At 61.4% G+C, this 17491-nt stretch carries 19 protein-coding genes and 2 pseudogenes; 19 read left to right on the top strand and 2 right to left on the bottom strand.

The window, feature by feature from the left end; genetic code table 11:
• Window positions 1-147 precede the first annotated feature (147 nt).
• The 18 genes from ACTWPB_RS28320 (at window position 148) to ACTWPB_RS28235 (ending at window position 14946) form a co-directional block, all read left to right on the top strand.
• Entirely contained in the window at window positions 148-369 is a 222-nt protein-coding gene (locus ACTWPB_RS28320) for a hypothetical protein (RefSeq protein WP_446223512.1), read from the top strand.
• Window positions 369-815, top strand: coding sequence for a phage tail termination protein (locus tag ACTWPB_RS28315; RefSeq protein WP_446223511.1), 447 nt, complete (start codon window positions 369-371; stop codon window positions 813-815). The genes ACTWPB_RS28320 and ACTWPB_RS28315 overlap by 1 nt, the downstream gene beginning before the upstream one ends.
• A gap of 97 nt (window positions 816-912) precedes the next feature.
• Window positions 913-1575 carry a phage tail tube protein gene (locus ACTWPB_RS28310; RefSeq protein ID WP_446223510.1) on the top strand — a complete coding sequence of 221 codons (663 nt, stop codon included), beginning with the start codon at window positions 913-915 and terminating at the stop codon, window positions 1573-1575.
• A 141-nt stretch (window positions 1576-1716) separates the two neighbouring features.
• The gene (locus ACTWPB_RS28305) at window positions 1717-1881 is read left to right on the top strand and encodes a hypothetical protein (RefSeq protein ID WP_446223509.1); all 165 of its coding nucleotides are present in this window, start codon (window positions 1717-1719) and stop codon (window positions 1879-1881) included.
• 27 nt (window positions 1882-1908) lie between these two features.
• A complete protein-coding gene (locus ACTWPB_RS28300) occupies window positions 1909-2241 on the top strand; it encodes a hypothetical protein (RefSeq protein ID WP_101465246.1) in 333 nt (110 codons plus the stop codon).
• A 38-nt stretch (window positions 2242-2279) separates the two neighbouring features.
• Window positions 2280-2726, top strand: a complete 447-nt coding sequence (locus ACTWPB_RS28295; RefSeq protein WP_446223508.1) for a hypothetical protein — start codon at window positions 2280-2282, stop codon at window positions 2724-2726.
• Entirely contained in the window at window positions 2723-3112 is a 390-nt protein-coding gene (locus ACTWPB_RS28290) for a hypothetical protein (protein ID WP_446223507.1), read from the top strand. The genes ACTWPB_RS28295 and ACTWPB_RS28290 overlap by 4 nt, the downstream gene beginning before the upstream one ends.
• A gap of 67 nt (window positions 3113-3179) precedes the next feature.
• Entirely contained in the window at window positions 3180-3764 is a 585-nt protein-coding gene (locus ACTWPB_RS28285; protein ID WP_446223506.1) for a hypothetical protein, read from the top strand.
• 13 nt (window positions 3765-3777) lie between these two features.
• Complete coding sequence (locus ACTWPB_RS28280) at window positions 3778-5046, top strand: hypothetical protein (protein WP_446223505.1); 1269 nt, start codon at window positions 3778-3780, stop codon at window positions 5044-5046.
• Window positions 5047-5370: 324 nt separating this feature from the next.
• Window positions 5371-6126, top strand: a complete 756-nt coding sequence (locus tag ACTWPB_RS28275; RefSeq protein WP_446223504.1) for a phage tail protein — start codon at window positions 5371-5373, stop codon at window positions 6124-6126.
• Window positions 6123-7802 carry a Gp37-like protein gene (locus ACTWPB_RS28270; RefSeq protein WP_446223503.1) on the top strand — a complete coding sequence of 560 codons (1680 nt, stop codon included), beginning with the start codon at window positions 6123-6125 and terminating at the stop codon, window positions 7800-7802. The genes ACTWPB_RS28275 and ACTWPB_RS28270 overlap by 4 nt, the downstream gene beginning before the upstream one ends.
• A gap of 13 nt (window positions 7803-7815) precedes the next feature.
• Complete coding sequence (locus ACTWPB_RS28265) at window positions 7816-8253, top strand: phage gene 29 protein family protein (protein WP_446223502.1); 438 nt, start codon at window positions 7816-7818, stop codon at window positions 8251-8253.
• Complete coding sequence (locus tag ACTWPB_RS28260) at window positions 8250-9638, top strand: DUF7257 domain-containing protein (protein WP_446223501.1); 1389 nt, start codon at window positions 8250-8252, stop codon at window positions 9636-9638. The genes ACTWPB_RS28265 and ACTWPB_RS28260 overlap by 4 nt, the downstream gene beginning before the upstream one ends.
• Before the next feature lie 223 nt (window positions 9639-9861).
• Window positions 9862-10197: an LtfC-like domain-containing protein gene (locus ACTWPB_RS28255; protein ID WP_446223500.1), complete on the top strand. Its 336-nt coding sequence runs from the start codon at window positions 9862-9864 to the stop codon at window positions 10195-10197.
• A 60-nt stretch (window positions 10198-10257) separates the two neighbouring features.
• Window positions 10258-10608 carry a phage tail fiber protein gene (locus ACTWPB_RS28250; RefSeq protein ID WP_101465256.1) on the top strand — a complete coding sequence of 117 codons (351 nt, stop codon included), beginning with the start codon at window positions 10258-10260 and terminating at the stop codon, window positions 10606-10608.
• A 53-nt stretch (window positions 10609-10661) separates the two neighbouring features.
• Window positions 10662-11621, top strand: coding sequence for a hypothetical protein (locus ACTWPB_RS28245; protein WP_446223499.1), 960 nt, complete (start codon window positions 10662-10664; stop codon window positions 11619-11621).
• Window positions 11622-11968: 347 nt separating this feature from the next.
• Window positions 11969-14347: a hypothetical protein gene (locus tag ACTWPB_RS28240; RefSeq protein WP_446223498.1), complete on the top strand. Its 2379-nt coding sequence runs from the start codon at window positions 11969-11971 to the stop codon at window positions 14345-14347.
• A 95-nt stretch (window positions 14348-14442) separates the two neighbouring features.
• Window positions 14443-14946 carry a DUF6301 family protein gene (locus tag ACTWPB_RS28235; RefSeq protein WP_446223497.1) on the top strand — a complete coding sequence of 168 codons (504 nt, stop codon included), beginning with the start codon at window positions 14443-14445 and terminating at the stop codon, window positions 14944-14946.
• 16 nt (window positions 14947-14962) lie between these two features.
• Here ACTWPB_RS28235 and ACTWPB_RS28230 read toward each other — a convergent pair.
• Window positions 14963-15668 (bottom strand): annotated as a pseudogene (locus tag ACTWPB_RS28230) (transposase family protein).
• A gap of 145 nt (window positions 15669-15813) precedes the next feature.
• Window positions 15814-16608, bottom strand: a pseudogene (locus ACTWPB_RS28225) (IS5 family transposase).
• 439 nt (window positions 16609-17047) lie between these two features.
• Here ACTWPB_RS28225 and ACTWPB_RS28220 point away from each other — a divergent pair.
• Window positions 17048-17413 (top strand): hypothetical protein, encoded by a 366-nt coding sequence (locus tag ACTWPB_RS28220; RefSeq protein WP_446223496.1) that lies wholly within the window; start codon window positions 17048-17050, stop codon window positions 17411-17413.
• Window positions 17414-17491 lie beyond the last annotated feature (78 nt).

Here is a 17491-nt window from a genome sequence, read left to right as displayed (position 1 = left end):
TGCCTGTGCCCGAAGAGTGAAGGGGGGTGATGAAAGTGCTCAACACCGTTGTCGACGTCCTCGAACTGCTCAGCGTGGTGCTTCCACTGCTGCTTCCACTGCTCGGACTGTAGTTCTATCCGTGAACCGAATATTTTGGAGAATCTCGTGCCAAGTTCCGATGATCCCAGTGGTCTCGCCGAACAGATCATTACCGAACTTCAGGCCTTGGTCAGTCGGCTGGCGACCTTGAGGGCAGATGTCAATGTGCTGGCCAACCTGGCTCAGGGGGTTGCGATGACGGTTGCCGACGCAATCCCGGCGCCGGAAGCCCCCGCTGGAACCCTCGAGGCTGAGGTGGCAGTCGGCCCGGCGCCGGAAGCGGCGTAATGACTTACCCCACGCCGGGGGAGTTCCCCGATTTCGAGCAGTTCATGGTCGACCTGTTCACTCCGATCGCCACCACTGTCACCACGTTGCCCGCGACGTCGTCGGACCTGCAGTCCACGCTGCCCTTGATCTGGGTGCGTACCACTGGTGGAACGCTCGACATCAACGCGATCACTTACAAGGCCAAAGTCAGCGTCGTAGCCTTCGGCGTCACTCGCACTCAGGCGCAGCAGCTTTCGGTGCAGATCCGCACCGCATTGCTGGAGGCTCCGGCTAGCCACGTCAACGGTGTCCTCGTCGACTACACCGAGGAGATCGTGGCCGAGGAACCGAAGTTCCATCCGCCGATCCTGCGACGCAGCCGCGGTCTGTCAGAGGTGCCCGACCTCGACCCGCTCAACCAGATGGTCGAGATCGCCTTCTGTATCGAAGCCCGCCGCCAGTAGAGGTCAACTATGGCCCCTGGCGGGGCTTTCGCCGGTACCACTCGGTGCCGGCTTCTTTCAATTGTGCCCGCACTCACGGGCGCCCGAATGGAGACACATGCCTGCCACCAACCTCACCGCGCTGAAGAACGCGCAGCGGTCGCTGCTGCTCAAGCCGCTGGACGCGGCCGTTTTCATCGCACCCCACTACACCGCGGCGCCGTCGGCACTGACCGACGCTACCGGTGCTCTGCAGACGCTTCCGCCCGCTTACCAGCCTGTCGGCCTGATCGACAAGAAGACCGGTGTGGCCTTCGCCCGCGGCATCACCGCGGCCCCGATCGAGTCCTACGGTGAACTGCAGCCGGTGCGCAACGATGTCACCAGTGACATCACCACGATCGAGTTCCAGCCGCAGCAGACCACCGCGCTGACCCTGAATCTGGCTACCGGCACCGCCCTGACGGCCATCAAGGCCAACGCCACGTCCGGCGAAGTGTTCTTCGCCCAGCCGGCATCCGAGGAGATCACCTACTACTCGGCGATCATCATCGGCAAGGACGGCAACGACGCCAGCCCGATCTACGTCTACAAGGTGCTGCCGAAGGTCGCGGTCAGCAAGTACGGCGGCGAGCAGTGGAACCCGACCGAGGTTCTCGCCCAGAAGCTGACCATGGTCGCGTTCAAGGACGACACCGCCGGCTACGCCATCGCCCACGGCTTCGGCGGTTCGGGCTGGAAGAAGATCCTGGCCCAGACCGGTATCCCCAACGCGGTGTAATCCGCCCCCGGCCGTTCTCCGACGGCCTCTTGAACTCCCGAGTCCCTGGCTCGGGCGTGGGGCGTGTCATGTGTCTCCGGTCATGGTACGCCCCACACACATTCCTTATCCATTCTTGCCGGAGAAGAAAGCGGGTCCACCGTGTCCGCCATCCCCACCGAGTACCCCGTCACCATGACCGACGGCGTCAACGACTACATCGTTTCCAGCGCCTCCGAATACGTGAACGCCGTCTTCAAGCTCGGCCACGCCGAGAAGGCCGAAGTGGCGAAGACCTCGCAGCGCCGCATTTCGAAGTCCCAGTAACACAACATAATCCGGAGAATTGACATCATGGCATCCACGCCCGAAGCGGCCGACCAGGACAAGGTCGGCGGTCGTTTCTACGAGCTGCAGCAAGAGCTCGCCCCGCGCCGACGTGCGCCTTACCGCCTGACAGACAACATCGCGATCGCGCCGGTGACCCGCAGCCAGGTCCTTGCCCTGCGCCGGACTGCCAGCGATGACGAACAGATGGCCATCGTGTTGGGCGACCAGTACGAAGCTGTCGAGAACCTGTTCGCTGATCGGCCGCTCGACGAGTGGTATGCCTTCCAGAAGGACCTCTACGCTCACCTCTTCGGCCAGGGCTCCTCGGAGCTGCCGGGGGGATCGCAGGGCTCGTAGAGTTCTGGGAACGTTTCGGTGCCGCGCTCGACTACGACTTGCTCGAGCGCGGCATCGACATCCGGGACTGCTTCGGGCCCACCACAATCCGCAACCGCGATTGGCGCACCATCTGGGCCTTCAAAGACAGGCTGCCGCACGGTTCGCAATACCGGTCGGCGCTGGCGATGGACCAAGAGCTCGCCGAGCAGATGCTCGCCGCTGAACAAGCCGAGGACAAGCTCGATCTGTACGAGGAGAAGGCCGAGTCCACCGGTCCCACGCCGGAGGGCTACACCATCGACAGCTACCTGCTGCTGTCGATTATCGACGCACTCCAAGGTGTGCAGGCCGCAGTGATCGCAACCGCCGGGGGCGACCCGCCTCGGGTTTCGCCGATGCCCCGCCCCGTCACCGCGGTGGACCTCGTCCGCGACGCTCAACGAGATGAGTCGATGCAAAACCTCATCGACGAGTTCACTGCATCCACCTGGGAGGACGAATGATCTACTCCGCAACTCTGCCGGCCCAAGCTGCCGGCGGGGCTGACACCACCACCTTGGCCGGGGTGTATTCCTCGGCCTTCTACAGCGGCGACACCGTGACCGACGTCCAGCTTGTCGCACCTCCGTCGTACGCCACGATCGCCGGTGCCGCGACCAACAACGCCACTTTCGCTGTTCGACAGCTCCGCAACGGTGTTGTGCTGCAGACCTTCGCGAGTCTTACGCTGACTGCGGGAACGAACCTGGCTGCGGAGATCCCGGTTACCATTCCGCTCACCTCGCAACCCGTGCTGCGTGCCGGTGATGTCCTCGATGTGCAGATGCGTCAAAACGGCACCGGTCAAATGCTCTCTGCGGGTTTGCATCTGTCTGTCTTCGTGAGCTGATTGCCCTCGACTCCTGTCGGGCATCAAGAACGATCGATCCTCGAAGTGTCCGGTAGCTTGTGCGTGTATGAGTGTCAATTCGGTTCCAAGACAAGCAGTTCCGCTCGCGTGGGAAGTGGCGATGGCAGCGACAGCCACCTTGACGTTCGTGTGCTGTCTATGGCTCATGTGGGCAGATGTGACAGCGTTCGATGACATCCAAGTGGTGATCCCTGTCGGGGTCGCGTTGGTATTGCCGGTGCTGGCGTGGTTGGTGCTTGCTCTCGTAGGCCACATGAAGTACCCGGGTTGGCGGCGGTTGGGGCTACTGGTGCCCATATTTATCGCGGCAACAGTGGCATTGACATGGGCTCAGGTCCCTGGTCGGATCGGCTGGATGATGTCGCGAGGTGCCATGGATCATGCCGCCGCCGCGTGCGACCAACTCGACAGTGGGCGGTCGGGAGTTCCGTATAAGAGCGAAAAGATCGGCGCCTACACGTTCCATCACGTCGAGCGCGAGTCCGATGGGGCATGTCAATTCGACTTGCTCAAACATTACCCGTGGGCCCGTAGCGGATTTCTCTACCTACCGAATGGTAGTCGCGCGGACGGTGAATATGGCCATGACTATGTGCATCTCGGAAATTCGTGGTACTACTACCGGCTATGAAAGGAAATAGATCATGTCCAGGGGAGAAACCGGCGAATCTCGCGACGGCCGGAAGTTGCTGAGGGACTTTATCAAAATGCCGCCTCCCGTGGACGTACGCGAGGTTTCGCGACGCCGGGACGCAGACGGCGACCTTCCGGAGCCGGGTCCGCTCAAATCGCAGATCGTCCAACTGGCCGCCGATGCCGAGTACGACTACTACAAAGCGATGGTGCAGCGGAATAACGGCATATTTGAGGCGGAAGCCGGCAAGAAGAACCTGGTGTCAGTACGCCACGAGACGAGCACCTATGCCAACGATGGTAAAGGTGTTTACGACGATACCGCTGTACTGCTTTGGGTTGATGACGGTGGCACGAAACATGTCAGTCGTTACCGGGTGAATACCGACCCCACGGCGAAATACCTCAATGACAAGTATGCAACTGAAGATGTAAATAACGACACCCTCAGGGAATTGGGTCGGCTTCCTGCAGGTAGCTACTATCTCGAGCATCGATGGGATCGCAAGAAGAACTCAACAGTCGGTGACGGCAATGTATTCGGAATGCCAGCGGGTGCAGAGGCGCAGGCCGAGTACGACACGGATCGCGATGGCTTCTTTTACGAAAATTCCTGGGGGAAAGGTGGGGAGTCCATGTTCTGGCATAGTGGGCGTACCGGCGACGTTGCCAGCGCAGGATGCCAAACTATGCATCCCGACGATTGGGCTCGCTTTGTAGAGGATATGGATGCATCGGCGGTTGATGCCTACAATCCCTTTACCGACCCGATTTCCCTACGCTACACGCTGGTTAATGAGGACCCATCTAAGGGTAATGTGCCATACCCGAGGACGGCCGCAGGCCCCGTGAGTTCGGACTTGTACAGCGGCGGCGCTTCCAATGTCCAGGGCTGGATTTTGAACAGGGCGGCTGAGTCTCTGGGTAGACTCGGGGAGATTTTCACCGGCAATCGATTCGCGGCGGGCGGTGACGTGAAGGGCCCTGGCTCGTCGATCGGTGACAAAATTCCTGCCTACCTGTCAGACGGTGAGTTCGTCATGAATGCCCGTTCGACGACGGTGAACCGTCCATTTCTGCAGGCTCTGAATGCGGACCCCTTCTTCTTGCAAAAGATGCTCGAACAGCGGTCGGCGCAGTCCAGTAGGGGGCAAGAATACACGCACGGCGCTCCATCGGGTCAGCCTGGCACAGTGAATATTTCGATGTCGAGCCAGGATGATGTTGTCGCAAGATTGAAAGTTCTCGCGCAGCAATGGGAACTAATGCACGCCAGTTGATATGACAGCCGTCATCCTTTCCCGCATATTGCGGTGAACTCGGGGATGGTCAGCGGATGGGTCCTTCTATAGGCCGTCCGCCCAACTATCTGACGTCGGTTCGATAAGGCTACGTCGGAAATTCAAGATGCCCGCAGCAGTAGAGGAATATCCCTCCTGCTCGGCGAGGCCGCGTATAGAATTGAGGTGGATCCCGTGGCGTCTAATGCTGCGATGATCACGGTGACCGGAGTCGATGGTTCGCAATGGACGATCGCTGGTCACGGTAGTGGTCGTGAGGGTGTGGAGTTGTCTACGTCGCCGACAGGGCTGTACGACGCACCCGTGACGACGATTTGGAATCAGTCGGCGTTTCAGGCCGGCTCGTCGTTCGGTGGTTACCGGACGAACAAGCGCGATGTGGTGTTCGCGGTCAACGTGTTTCAGGCCGCGGGTGGTTCGTGGGAGGCGGTGGATTCGGCGTGGCGTAAGGCGTGGGCCTATGACCGTGACACCACGTTGACGATCACGACCGATTTCGGTACCCGGTCGTTGAAGCTGCGGATGTCGGAGCAGCCGGACTTCAAGCCGGACAAGGATCCGCATCTGAAGTCCATGGGCAAGGTCGTCATGACGTGTACCGCGGGCAATCCGTGGTGGGTCGAGTCTGATGTGACCGGCACCTGGACTGCCACGCAGGACACCACCGGAGCGGGCATCAGCCAGTCCGGGACCGTCACCATCGCCAACCCCACCGATCAGCCGATGTGGCTGAAGTGGGTGTGTTCGGCACCGGGCAAGTGGACGGTGCCCGATTTCACTTGGGGCGCAGACGATCGTGATCTCGGCCGCGTGATCACCCTGCCGCAGACGACAGTCGGCAAGGATCTGACGGTCGATACCGATCCGATGGAAGAGATGATCGTCGCCAAGGACGGCTCTCAGATCTGGGCGCTGATGAACGGTGTCAGCTTCTTGTACCCGGTCCCGCCGTACACCCCGTCCACTGAGGTGCCGGTCTCGGTCAGCGGCGCTCCGACTGGAGCGTCGGTGCTGGTCGTGCAGCCGCGCAACTGGTCGCGTCCGTGGGGGCTGCAGTGACGACCGCCACCGAACTACCCACGATCTACGCCAAAGCGCAGGCCGCCAAGGTAACTCGTAAACAACAGCGGTTCTCGCGACCGCTGATCCGGCTGTGGGACGGCGACTGGAACCTGCGCGGGAAATGCGGGGCGGAGATCAGCGCTGATTTCCGGTGGATCCTCAACCAGGCCGGCACGGGCGTGCTGGTGCTTCCGTATGACTATTACCTGGCCAAATGGGCGGTCGATATCAACGGCCGCGTGAAGAAGAACGTGCACATCACCGTCGACAAAGACGGTGCACGGTGGGATGGACGGCTGGAGAAGGCGGTCATCAAGACCGACGCCCAGGGCGTGACCACCGTGGAGTTGCTGTTCATGCACTCCTACCAGGATCTCAAGCACATCTACTGCTGGTCGAACCCGTTTCTTCCTGAGCACGTGCAGTTTCCGCGGCAGTTCCTGCTTGCCGGTCCCAGCGTGTGGACCCTCAAGACGGCGTTGCACCTGAACCTGCTTCGCCTCGAAGGCGGTCTGTGGACGCTGCCCGATGATCCGCTGGATCCGAGCGAATGGGGCACCCTCGATCAGTCCAGGTGGGGCGTGGTGGTGAAACCGACTGCGTTCCACGAGGATACGTCGCTGTGGACGATCTTTGGTTCCCGCTTCCAGAGTTTCCATGAAGCGTCCGCGGGCACCCTCGAAACCGCGCAGTTGGCAGTAGTGACCCGACGCTGGCTCACCGGCGATCCGGAGCCATGGCCCGGCGCTGTGGTCCGGCACGGGTGTTTGGTCGTCGACATCGTCGACAAGTCCGGGTTCTGGACCGGCACCAGCACCGGCGGCGACATGTGGGACGGTCTCGAGCGAACCGTGCAGGTGTTCGACAATTCCTGGCTCGATTACAGCCCCGACGTGCTGCCGGATCAGAATGTGCCCGAGCTGTACAAGAACCCGGGCTGGATGGGCACACTCCCGTCGAACCCGTGGGTGGTCTATCGGCAGAACGAGAACTCCGGCATCCAGACCTCGCAGTTCGTGGTCAACCCGGCCTCGGCCGTGCAGGTGCTCACCGGCGGTCATTCGATGCCCGGTGTGAACGAGGCGATCTCGTCGGCGATCCAGGTCGTGGGCTTTCTCATCGCCGGTGCGCTGAGCGAAATTCCCCTCGGGGGTTCGATCGCCGGCGGTGCGGTGAACGCGGCTACCGCGGTGGCGAACACGATCGCGACGTCCTTGTTGTCGGACACACTGCTGGCGTGGCAGCGACACCGCTCACCCAGGCGAGCGCTGAATGCGGGTTGGTCGCACTACCACGAGCATTTCGAGAACAGCTCCGACCGGGCCTACACCCTCGGTTCGCTCCTCACCCTCGGTGAGGGTATGTGGAAGACCCGCCAGCACTTCACCCATAAGTTCATCGTCGCCAATGGCGAGCCGTACCTGATCGGTGATCAGGGCCGTGGGCACTTCTTCCTCGGCGATCGTGTCGGTTCCACAGTCAAGGGGATGCCGGAAGGGTCGATCTACGTCGATCAGGTCACCGAACTCGAGCTGGCCTGGTCGCGGACCGCGAGCCCTGCCTGGCAGGTCACTGTGGGCTCAGATCGCGACAGCGATATGCCCTTCGCCAAATCCATGCGTGTGGTGGCCGACATCGTCGATGACATCCATGCGCTCGCCGTCCAGATGTAGATCCGGAGAGAACATGTCCATCCCTTCGCTCGAGCAGTGCAATCCCGACGATCCCCATGAAGCGTTCGTGTGGGCCCTCGTCGGCCTACCCGGGCCACAGAACTCGCCACTGCTCGTCCATCCCGATGTGCTTCGGCAGTGGTCGAAACACCTGTGGGACCTCGGTTTCCGTCACTACGCCGATGAGCAGACCAAGGAATACCATCCACCCGCACGCGGAGTCACCCATTGGCTCAACGGCGCCGGCCAGTGGGCGGAGAAGGGCGCTGCGCGCCCGCCGGAGACCTCCGCGCCCGACGTCACCGAGCTGACGCCAGAAGAGCGGGCTCACCTGGTCGAACAGCTCCGCGAATCCGGTGAGCTCAAGCATCTGGTCGATCCTCGCGAACTCGACTTCAACCACGCGAAAATTGGTGCTGCGCCGACTATCCCGGTCGAGGCGGACCAATGACCAGTCCGGATAAGTCAGTACCGTCCGGCTCGTATACCGGGGGGTCGATTCGCAACATCCAGAAAGTGACATGGGAGTCGGCGCGAGCGACGATTCTGTCCAGCGTCATGGGGTCCTTCGCCGGAGTCGAAGCGATCGGCGCGAACATGAACGCGGCGAACAACGAAGCGATCAACGCGGCAAACGAGGCGCGAGCGGGGGCATCGTCTGCGAAGTCCTCGGCGAGTTCGGCGCAAAACACCTCGACCGCGAACGCTTCAGCGATCTCGGACCTGCAGACCAAACAAACCCAGGAACAGGTCGGTGGTGCCTCGGCATCTGAAAACTTCCAGGCCTGGGATGACACCAAATGGACTGTCGCCAAATGGGTATCCGGCGCGGGAACCGTTTCCGACATCGTTGTCGCCGACGATCAGGCGGGGATCTCCAAGAGTGGAAACACCGGCACCGGTGCTGATCTCGCTCTGCGAAAGACCCCCCTGATGACCGACGACCAGTCGGTATCGATGGTGCTGGGCCGACCCAATCAGGCCAGCACGTTCCTCGGCAGCGGGCTGCTCATCCGGGCTGCTGTGGACCTGTCGACATTTGTCATCGTGCAGGTCGGCGCGGGGCGGATCTGGCTTCAGCACGCCACGCTCAGCGCCGGCGCCCTGAGTACCACGACCTGGGCGGAACAAACCGGCCTGACACTGAGCGTCGGTGACACCGTCACGGTCACGGCGTCTGGGCCGTCCTACGAAGTGTTGGTAAACGGCATCGCCAAACTCACCTTTCGCGACACAGCAGTCAGTTCCCCAGTGGGTGCCAACAACCGTTGGGTCGGCTTCTTCAGCGCATGCAACGTCGCCGACGTCTGGGACGGTTCGAAGGAGTTGTCGTTCGGGTTCGATCTGGACTCGTTCGCCGCCGCCGACACAACACCTCCGGCGGTTGTCGGGACGGGTTGGTCACTGTGTCGTCAGAACACCGCGGTAGCGCCCATGACCGTTGGATCACTGAAATATGGAGCTGTTTTCGACACGGCTCGCCAAGCAAGCAATGTCAATATCATCGACCTTCCGTCCGGCGCGGTCCAAATCATCAAGCCCGGCTGGTACGTAATGAGCGTCAGCGCGTTCTGGGCCAGACCTTGCGGAACGGCGTACAACTACAACGTCTCTCTGTGGACTGCGCCGAGTCCGGACGGACAGTGGAAACTCGCCCGCCAGGGTGGGGCGACCGCAGGTAGTGCAGTCCTCCACTCGGCGGGCACGTTCGTCGTGTTCGCTGCGGCCGGAAGCGTTTGGTCTCCAGGCTATTACATCGCCGGAGTCAACGAGATGAAAGGTGACCCCCTGGGTCACGACACCTATTTCGACGGCACACTGTGCTCCTTTTCGTGAGCGTGTGATCACCGGAAAACAAGAACCGCGGGTCCTTCTTGCGACTCGCGGAGTCGTGGCCGCGTAGGCCGCGTTCATTCAGGAATTGGACCACGCCACCGGACTGTTCCGGGCGGCGCTCGCTGTGCTGCGCAGCGTGATCGAAGCGGTCGAGCACGGTCGTGTCCCCGGAACGTACCTCGCCACCAACTCATGGCGAGGTCGAACACAGCAGAGGAAACCTATGACAACAGCACTCGATCCCGGATATCTCGGATACCAGCCGAAAGTTGAACCGCTCAAGCTCACCACCGGTGCCAGCTTCGTGCAAACCATCGAACCCTCGGGCGGCGCCGTATTTCCCACCGGGACAGCAGTCTCGATCGTAATCACTGCTCCAGGTGGGGCGCCGCTCGGTACCTGGGCGGCCACTGTCACCACTACCGCGGCCAAATGGACCGTTCCGGCTGTCACGTGTGACGCCATTCCCACGAACTCGCGTTACACGATGTTGGTCACTTATCTGACCTCCCCGGTCACCACCTACGCGTGGTACGTCGGCTCCGTCATCCGCAACTGATTCCTCAGCTGTCGGACAGCGAAATTCTTTCCAGAACAACCACTCTCAAGGAGTCCTACCATGGCTATTGCAGTTACCTCTACCAAGAACGCGCTGTGCGCCGCCTACGCCAACATCGCCTCTACGGTTTACGTTTCCGTCCACATCGCTGACCCCGGCACCAACGGTTCGAACGAGGCTTCCGGCGGTTCGCCGGCGTACGCGCGCGTCGCAACCACGTGGAGCGCTCCGGCCAACGGCCAGATCTCCGGCAGCCAGGTGACCGTGAACCTGCCCGCAGGCACCTACACCCACGCCGGCCTGTGGAGCGCGCCGACCGGCGGCACCTTCATCGACAAGGTCGCCATCGCCTCCACCACCCTCGGTGCGCAGGGCACTCTGCTCATCACCCCCACCTTCGCCATGAGCTGAATCGGCACTTCGGTGTCGAAAAGCACTCACTCACAATCAAATCGGAGGCCGCTATGACGGCACCTACGCAGGTGCTCACGGCAAGCCTGCCGACGCCGCCGACTGCGGTTATCGCCGTCCCCGGGGCGCCGACGATGGTGGTCGACGCACCGCGGCCACCCAGCTCCATGATCGACGGAACCCGAATTCCAGACGTTCCGCCGTTCGTCTACGCCACCTTCACCGGCAGCGAGGTGAAGTCCGCGATCCTGAGACCTTTGGCTACCGCCAGGGCTGTAGCGGGAGCGGAGGGAGAACTGCGCGCGGTCGCATGGCCGTTGTCGCAATGGATCTCGCCCGTGCTCGGTGACAGCGGGACCGCAACCGCACGGGTGGCTGTCGGCGCCGGTGGTCGGGTCGTCGTTTCCGCGGCGTTCGATGCCGGCAGTCGCACGGCGGCCAGCGGTGCGGTGTTCACTTCCAGAGCTGACCTCTCAGCCGAGGTTGTCCCGAATCTCACGGCCTCTGCGGGATTCGGTACTACCGGCATCTGCGCGACAACACGAATCGGTCCGATCCCGATGGCCGCCAGCGGCACCGGCACGTTCTCGATGGCGGTAGCACCGCCGTTCAAGCCCTCGGGCATGAGCAAGGGCGGTGACCAGCCGCTTGGCGGAAATTGGTCCGACATCACGGGTTGGTACGCCGACACTGCAGCCTTCCCGGGTTCGACGGTCAATGGCAATGCGCTGATCGCTCAAGGGACCGCGCTCAACATCGTGGTGTCGGCCAGCATCCCGTATGCGATCTATAGCGGCTTCGGCGGTCCTCGCCAGGCGGTGCGACTACTGATCAACAATGTGGTGGTCGCCACTGGTGCCGAAAAGACCGGGTGGACAGGAACGATGACCGCGACCGCCACTGTGCGAGTCGACTCGGGTGATCGGGTGACAGTTCAGGGTTGGTCCACTCATGGTGCGACGGTGCGTGATGGGACCGCAACCCAGATCCGGATCGTACGAGCATCGGCCTAGCGGACGCACAGCAGCACGCGGGTTCGCTGGGTACCGGGAACCTTCGGTGACTAACGACTCGTGGGCCAGACCGAGTCTAACGACATGCCGGCTCAATCTACGGACTGCGCAGCGCATCCCAATCTCGTACCTTTATCGCGGCCAAACCCGCGAATATCGATCCGAATGGCCCGCATCCCGACTTCTTGGGATGCGGGCCGTTTGTCGATATCTATTACCTATTGGCAACCGAGGCCGATTTTGCCTCCTCTTTAGCGCACGGCAACTGTCTCGGTGTGGCGCTTCTATTTTGCAGAAATCGGATGGCGCTGCCTCCGAGTATCAAATGAATGTCGAGGTATCGTGCGGTGGCTCCTACTACGGATGCAGAAAAGCAGAAGGCGTTGTTGGCGCTGGGTCTCGACCCGGCGACTCTGGCTAACCCAAATAGCAGCGAGGTGGTCGACAACGAGAAGAAGATCGCGGAAGACCCGGTCTTATCGCAGATTGTAAATCCTAAATCGGGCGCGCAAGCCGGTCAAGGATCAAATCCTGGATCCGCTGGAGACAGTTCGTCCAATACTTCCAACCTCGATCGAATGCAGGAATTGGGGGTGTGGCCAACTGGCGAGCTGCTCAACACCCAATCGACTGTTCCGGGGCCCGCGGCAGAGGATTCCAACGATGCCACGCTGGCCCTGCTCTACTCGAACGCGAACTTACCGGCAAATACCTTTCAAACTCCGGAGCGTGCGTCGGTATCAGACTTTCCGGCATATAACCCGAACACTGTGGGTCTGCTCCCGCCGACCCCGCAACCCGCCCGCACGCTGCAAGGCTACGACCCGTCGAATGATACCCGTTTCGAACTCACCCTTCCCGCGCAGCAGCCGACTTTCGGGGCCGATGACCCTTACCCAGCCTCGAAGGCACGCCTTGACGACGTAGACGGCGAACCTCGGTTCGCAGTTCTCAACGGTGCCAACAAGTACCTCTACACGGTTGACAGTGAGGGCAACCAGGTTAGAGACAACGATCCGAATGGATCGCTCAATGTCTCGATCGGCGGCGGGATCACCCAGCCGACAGGAAACCAGGCTGCTCTCAGCCTCCTCACGGTCGGTACCGGATCGATTCTGGCGAGGTCGGCGGCTCAAGGTGCGGCGGTGGGTACTCTCGCGGGTCCTGGTGGCGCGGCGCTCGGCGCGACGGTCAACGTGCTCGCGGCGCTCGCAACCGTCTACGCGTACGAGAAGTTCACCGACGATCCTGACGAAGAGAAGGAGCCGGAACCTCCAGCTCGTGTCGACCCCGGCCTGCTGCCGGACTACGTCGATCCCACAAAAGTCAATTCGACTCCTGGCTTGGGCGAATCCGGACCAGCCTCAGCAACACCAGGCGATCCACTGACTGTTGACACTTCAGTCGCTCCCGGCTCCCCTTCGGTCGCGCAACCCGCGCAGCCCTCTCGCCCGAGCCCAGCCGATGACCCCGAAACAGTTCACCAACAGATCCTGTTCCCCAGCGAGAAGGAGGGCCAGCCCGGAGTCCCCGTCGAGGGTACATACTGGAGCGGCAACTCACTTATATGGGCGAACGGAAACCCTGCGGGCAAGAAGCCCGGCACTTTCGCCCCGAACCCGAATAAGCCAACCGAGCTCAACCTCGAGGCTGTTCTGTACAAGCTCTTGGAATCGGGTATCGACGACATCGACGAAGAGCACCGGCCACCGATCATGGGAGCCCTCGCGGTCCTCCAAGGCACACTGCTCTACCGGCAGACATTTCTTGCCGGGATCGAACTCCTCGGAAGCCCGTTCGGCGCTGACACCGCCAAGCTCACCAGCCCTAATAAGAAGGTAAGGGAGGACGAGTTAAAGAGGCTGAGCGACCTCGGTGCACCGGACACCTTGCTGAACGCCGCGATCAAGACGTGGTGGCTCGCCAAGGCGCCCGTCGATCGAGCCAAGGAACTACTTGGCGAGGCAGGGGCGATCGCCATGCTCGAAACCGACGGGTGGATAGTGAACCCCCGTCCCAAGGGCAACTACACCCATGACATCGTTGCCGTCAAAAACGGTCAAGTCATGGTGATTGAAGCCAAAGGTGGCGACCCCGGCCCGCCGCGCCCCGGCGAAGCGACCGTTTCTGCTGGACCTGGCAGCGACACCGATATCCGTGCTCAGCAGATGACCGACCCGTATCTATGGCAAAAACTCAAAGAAGACGCTGAGAAGGATCCAGAGTTCAAGAAGTGGCTCATCGACCACGAAGTGTGGACGGCCATTGAGAACGAAGATCCTTCCACCGTGGGTTACCGACTGATCAAGGTCGACACCGACGGGAATATCATCGTTTACGGCTCGGAGCAGATACCAACACGTGAGGGCATTCCCGCCGAGACCGCTATTGGTCAAACCACAGGCAATGGGCCTGGCCCTACCCTGCGCGGAATCTCTCAACCAATCCCGCAGGCCAACCCGATTGCGTCGGCGGGAAACATCCTGGACGGATTGCTCGCTCAGGCCGGTAGTTGGATCGGTGGGCTGGTCCCGACCGGGTTGCAGGATGTCACCGCGATCGCGCACCTCACTGTCCCGGTACCTGCGGTGCCTGCCCTGCAACCCGGACTCTGGTCGGCACGCAAACCGGCCAACGAATCGCTGACAGTCAGCGTCATCCAGCAGGTCCCACCCGGGCAGTACGTGTCGGACGTAGAGCGGCTCCGCTGCATGACCTTCCTGTGAGTGCATGTGAGTGCACGGCTTCTATACGATGAGGGCGGCTTTGACCGCAGCCGTAACCGACCACCAGCACGGACAACGAGAAAGAGCAATTCTACATGCGAGCAGATATCGAACGTGCTGCCCAGGCGGTGCGCGCGGCCGCTGAGTTCGACTGGACGTGGACTGTCAACGATCTACATCCGTTCTGTGACCAGGTCGGTTGGCAGCTCAGCGGCCTAGATGAGCAGGTCCCAGCAGCTACGACCAATCTCGAGGTCAACCGCCCTGATGCGTTGCTTTACGTCGCGGACGTATCTACAACGGAACGGTCGCGTCCGATCGATCAAATATCGTTCCGTGCAAGCGATGTGGTTCTCGGTCAGAACGACTTGGGGCCTGAGCTGGACGAGGTATTCGATGCGCTCGCGCAGCGGGTATTCGAAGTGCTTGGGCGGCGGCCGGTGGATTGGTGGATCGAACCAAGGCGCGGTTTGCGCTGGGATACTCAGAACCTCGTTGTGACTACTACCATTAGCGCAACATCGGTTTACATCGATCTGGTTAGCCCCGCATATCAGAGATGGAACGAAGAAATCGAGCAGAATGCCCATGATGAGTAGAGGCAATGAGCCTTTTTCATCCTGTTGCAGCGGCCTGAGGCTCGCGGTCTTGAACAACACTGATCGCGTTGACCAGCCTGGTGGTCTGTCCGGACAGCAACGTCGCTTCCGCGGGATCTTCGATACTTTGATCTGGGCGACGCGCGCTCCCCACGGCCGCGTAGCCGAGCATGAGCCCGATTGGCCTGCTTCTACGAAGCAGGCTTGTTCCGGCCCTTGTACGGAGTGAGAACCCCCCGTGACGCCTTGGTACCCCCTGTCCGTCAACATTATCCAACCACCGGTGACCAACTCGGTCACGATCTGCCAGATCCAGGCCGCCTTACTATCATGGACATTGCCCGGCAACGCCGGCGAGAGCCACACGATCTCTCCCTCCTGCGAGGCCAGGAACTGCACGTTCATCCCGTGGAGCCGATGTTTACCCGAGTAGAACGGCCGATCCGCGGCGACCCGGTCGATCGCGATCACGGTGCCATCGAGGATCGGATAGCTGTGACCAGCAGCTTGCGGCTCGCAACGCCGATTTCAACCCCGGCGCGTCGAATTCGGCCGCCAATCGGTTCGCCTTTCCGCAGGCAGACCAGCACGAGCATTACTTGTTGGCCCGGATCGAGTGCGCGCCAACGTGATCCGATCTCGCGGCGGGTGCCGCCGGATTACTCCGGCGACGAAGTGCAGGGCGAGGATGACAACGGCAGTTCGGCACGGTAGAACAACAAGGGAACTCTCGGGTACGTGAACGGGTGCGGTAATCAACCCTCTTATCAGGGGCTTCGCCCGTTCGTATGCCGAGCCCGGCGTCAATCACGCTGCGGGGCAGCGGGGCTCAGCACCGGATGAAAATGGCTCATATAAGAGGATGTCTCATGTGGCTGCCCGTGACTTGGCGAGCTTCTTGTAGCAGGTCAGCGTCGCCGCGAGCGTGAGGAAGGCACAGAAGTGAGTGTCCTTGCGGTCGTAGCGAATCGAGAGCCGGTGGTAGCCGCCCAGTCAGGCGATGGTGCGTTCGATGACCCACTGGTGCCTGCCCGGGTGTTGGCTGGACTCGATACCTTTGCGTGCGATCCTGACTCCGATTCCTCGATCGCGGACCCAATCGTGCAGTTCGCGGTGCTCATAAGCCTTGTCCGCGTGCAACTTTCCCGGCTTCCGGCGCCGTGGTCCGCGTCGCGAACAGATCGCAGGGATCGCCCGCACCAACGGCCGCAATGCTGCGGCGTCTGGGGTGTTGGCCGCGGAGACCGCCACGGTCATCGGTATCCCGGCCCGGTCGGACAGAACATGAATTTTCGAGCCCGACTTGCCCCTATCGACCGGATTCGGCCCGGTCATGAGGTCCCCTTTTGCTCGAACCGACGCACCGTCGACCACGACGCGCGACCAGTCGAGCAACCCTTCGCCGCCGAGCTCGTCGAGCACGGCGCACTGTAGGTGCCGCCATAGGCCCGCTTCGGTCCATTTGGTGAACCGGCGATGCGCGGTCGGGACGGTCACCCCGAACGAGGGTGGCAGCATCCGCCACGCACATCCGCTGGTCAGCACGTATACGACAGCGGTGAATACGGCCCGTTCATTGGCCGGTGCGGTACCGCCACCTTGCCGACGTGGGGTGAACTCGGGCAACAACGGCGCCACCAACGCCCACAACTCGTCAGGCACCAGTCGCAGCGACAACTTTGTCGGTCACGACCGAACATCATGCGGCGCTGGCGCTTCCGAAACAAGTCGGGCAAATCACCGCGACATGAGACATCCTCTAAGCCGTCAACAATGTGATGGTAGATGCTCCCAAGTTGGGTGTTGCCAGAAATTTCATCGATCACGGCGTATCTTCAATACGTATCCGGGGTGGCGTGGTCGGCCAAGAAGGATAATTCGGGGACTTGATATCGGATTAATTGTTGAAGTACTGAACATTTTCACATTTTCCCCGGAATGGGCTAGGGGCATTTTCCATGTGACTGCGCTGACTAGCAGGGGCTCGGGGCCACGGTGATCGATCCCCTTCACTGGTCGGCTATTGGTAGCCGAAAATTAGCTTGCTCGTATTCGTTCTAAAGAAAGGAATCGAACAATGTCGAAACTTGTTCGTATCTCAGTGAATTCCAATCCTGAATGGACCACCATTCGGGTGCCTCGGCAGGCTCGGCCGGTTCGTGCGCGCCGTGCGCTCGGCGGCGTCGTCGACTTGCCGCCGGGCTCTGAACCTACTTCTGAAGTCGTTGTCTACAACACGTACTGGGAGGTTCCGAGCAACGCGCTGGCGGGCGAGGAGACCTATCTGATCCGGCGCGGCGTTCTGCCCGACCAGGCGGCCGGCAGCCCCGGTGAGCCGCCGCGCGACGAGCTCAGTGAGTCCGGTATGGCGGGCGCCACCGCGTTTTTCGCGGAGGACTCCGAGTTCTTCTGGATCTATCGCGACTTGTTCCAGTCCGGTAGCGGCTACCCGCCGAACCGGGTCTGATAGACCGGAATCTCGACAGTTTCGCGACGGAACTGGTGGTACTGGAAACCCAGTGCTCGGCCCGCACCCCTGAATAGG

It is taken from the genome of Nocardia sp. IBHARD005, assembly GCF_052814245.1.
This window is presented reverse-complemented; position numbering and strand designations above follow the sequence as displayed.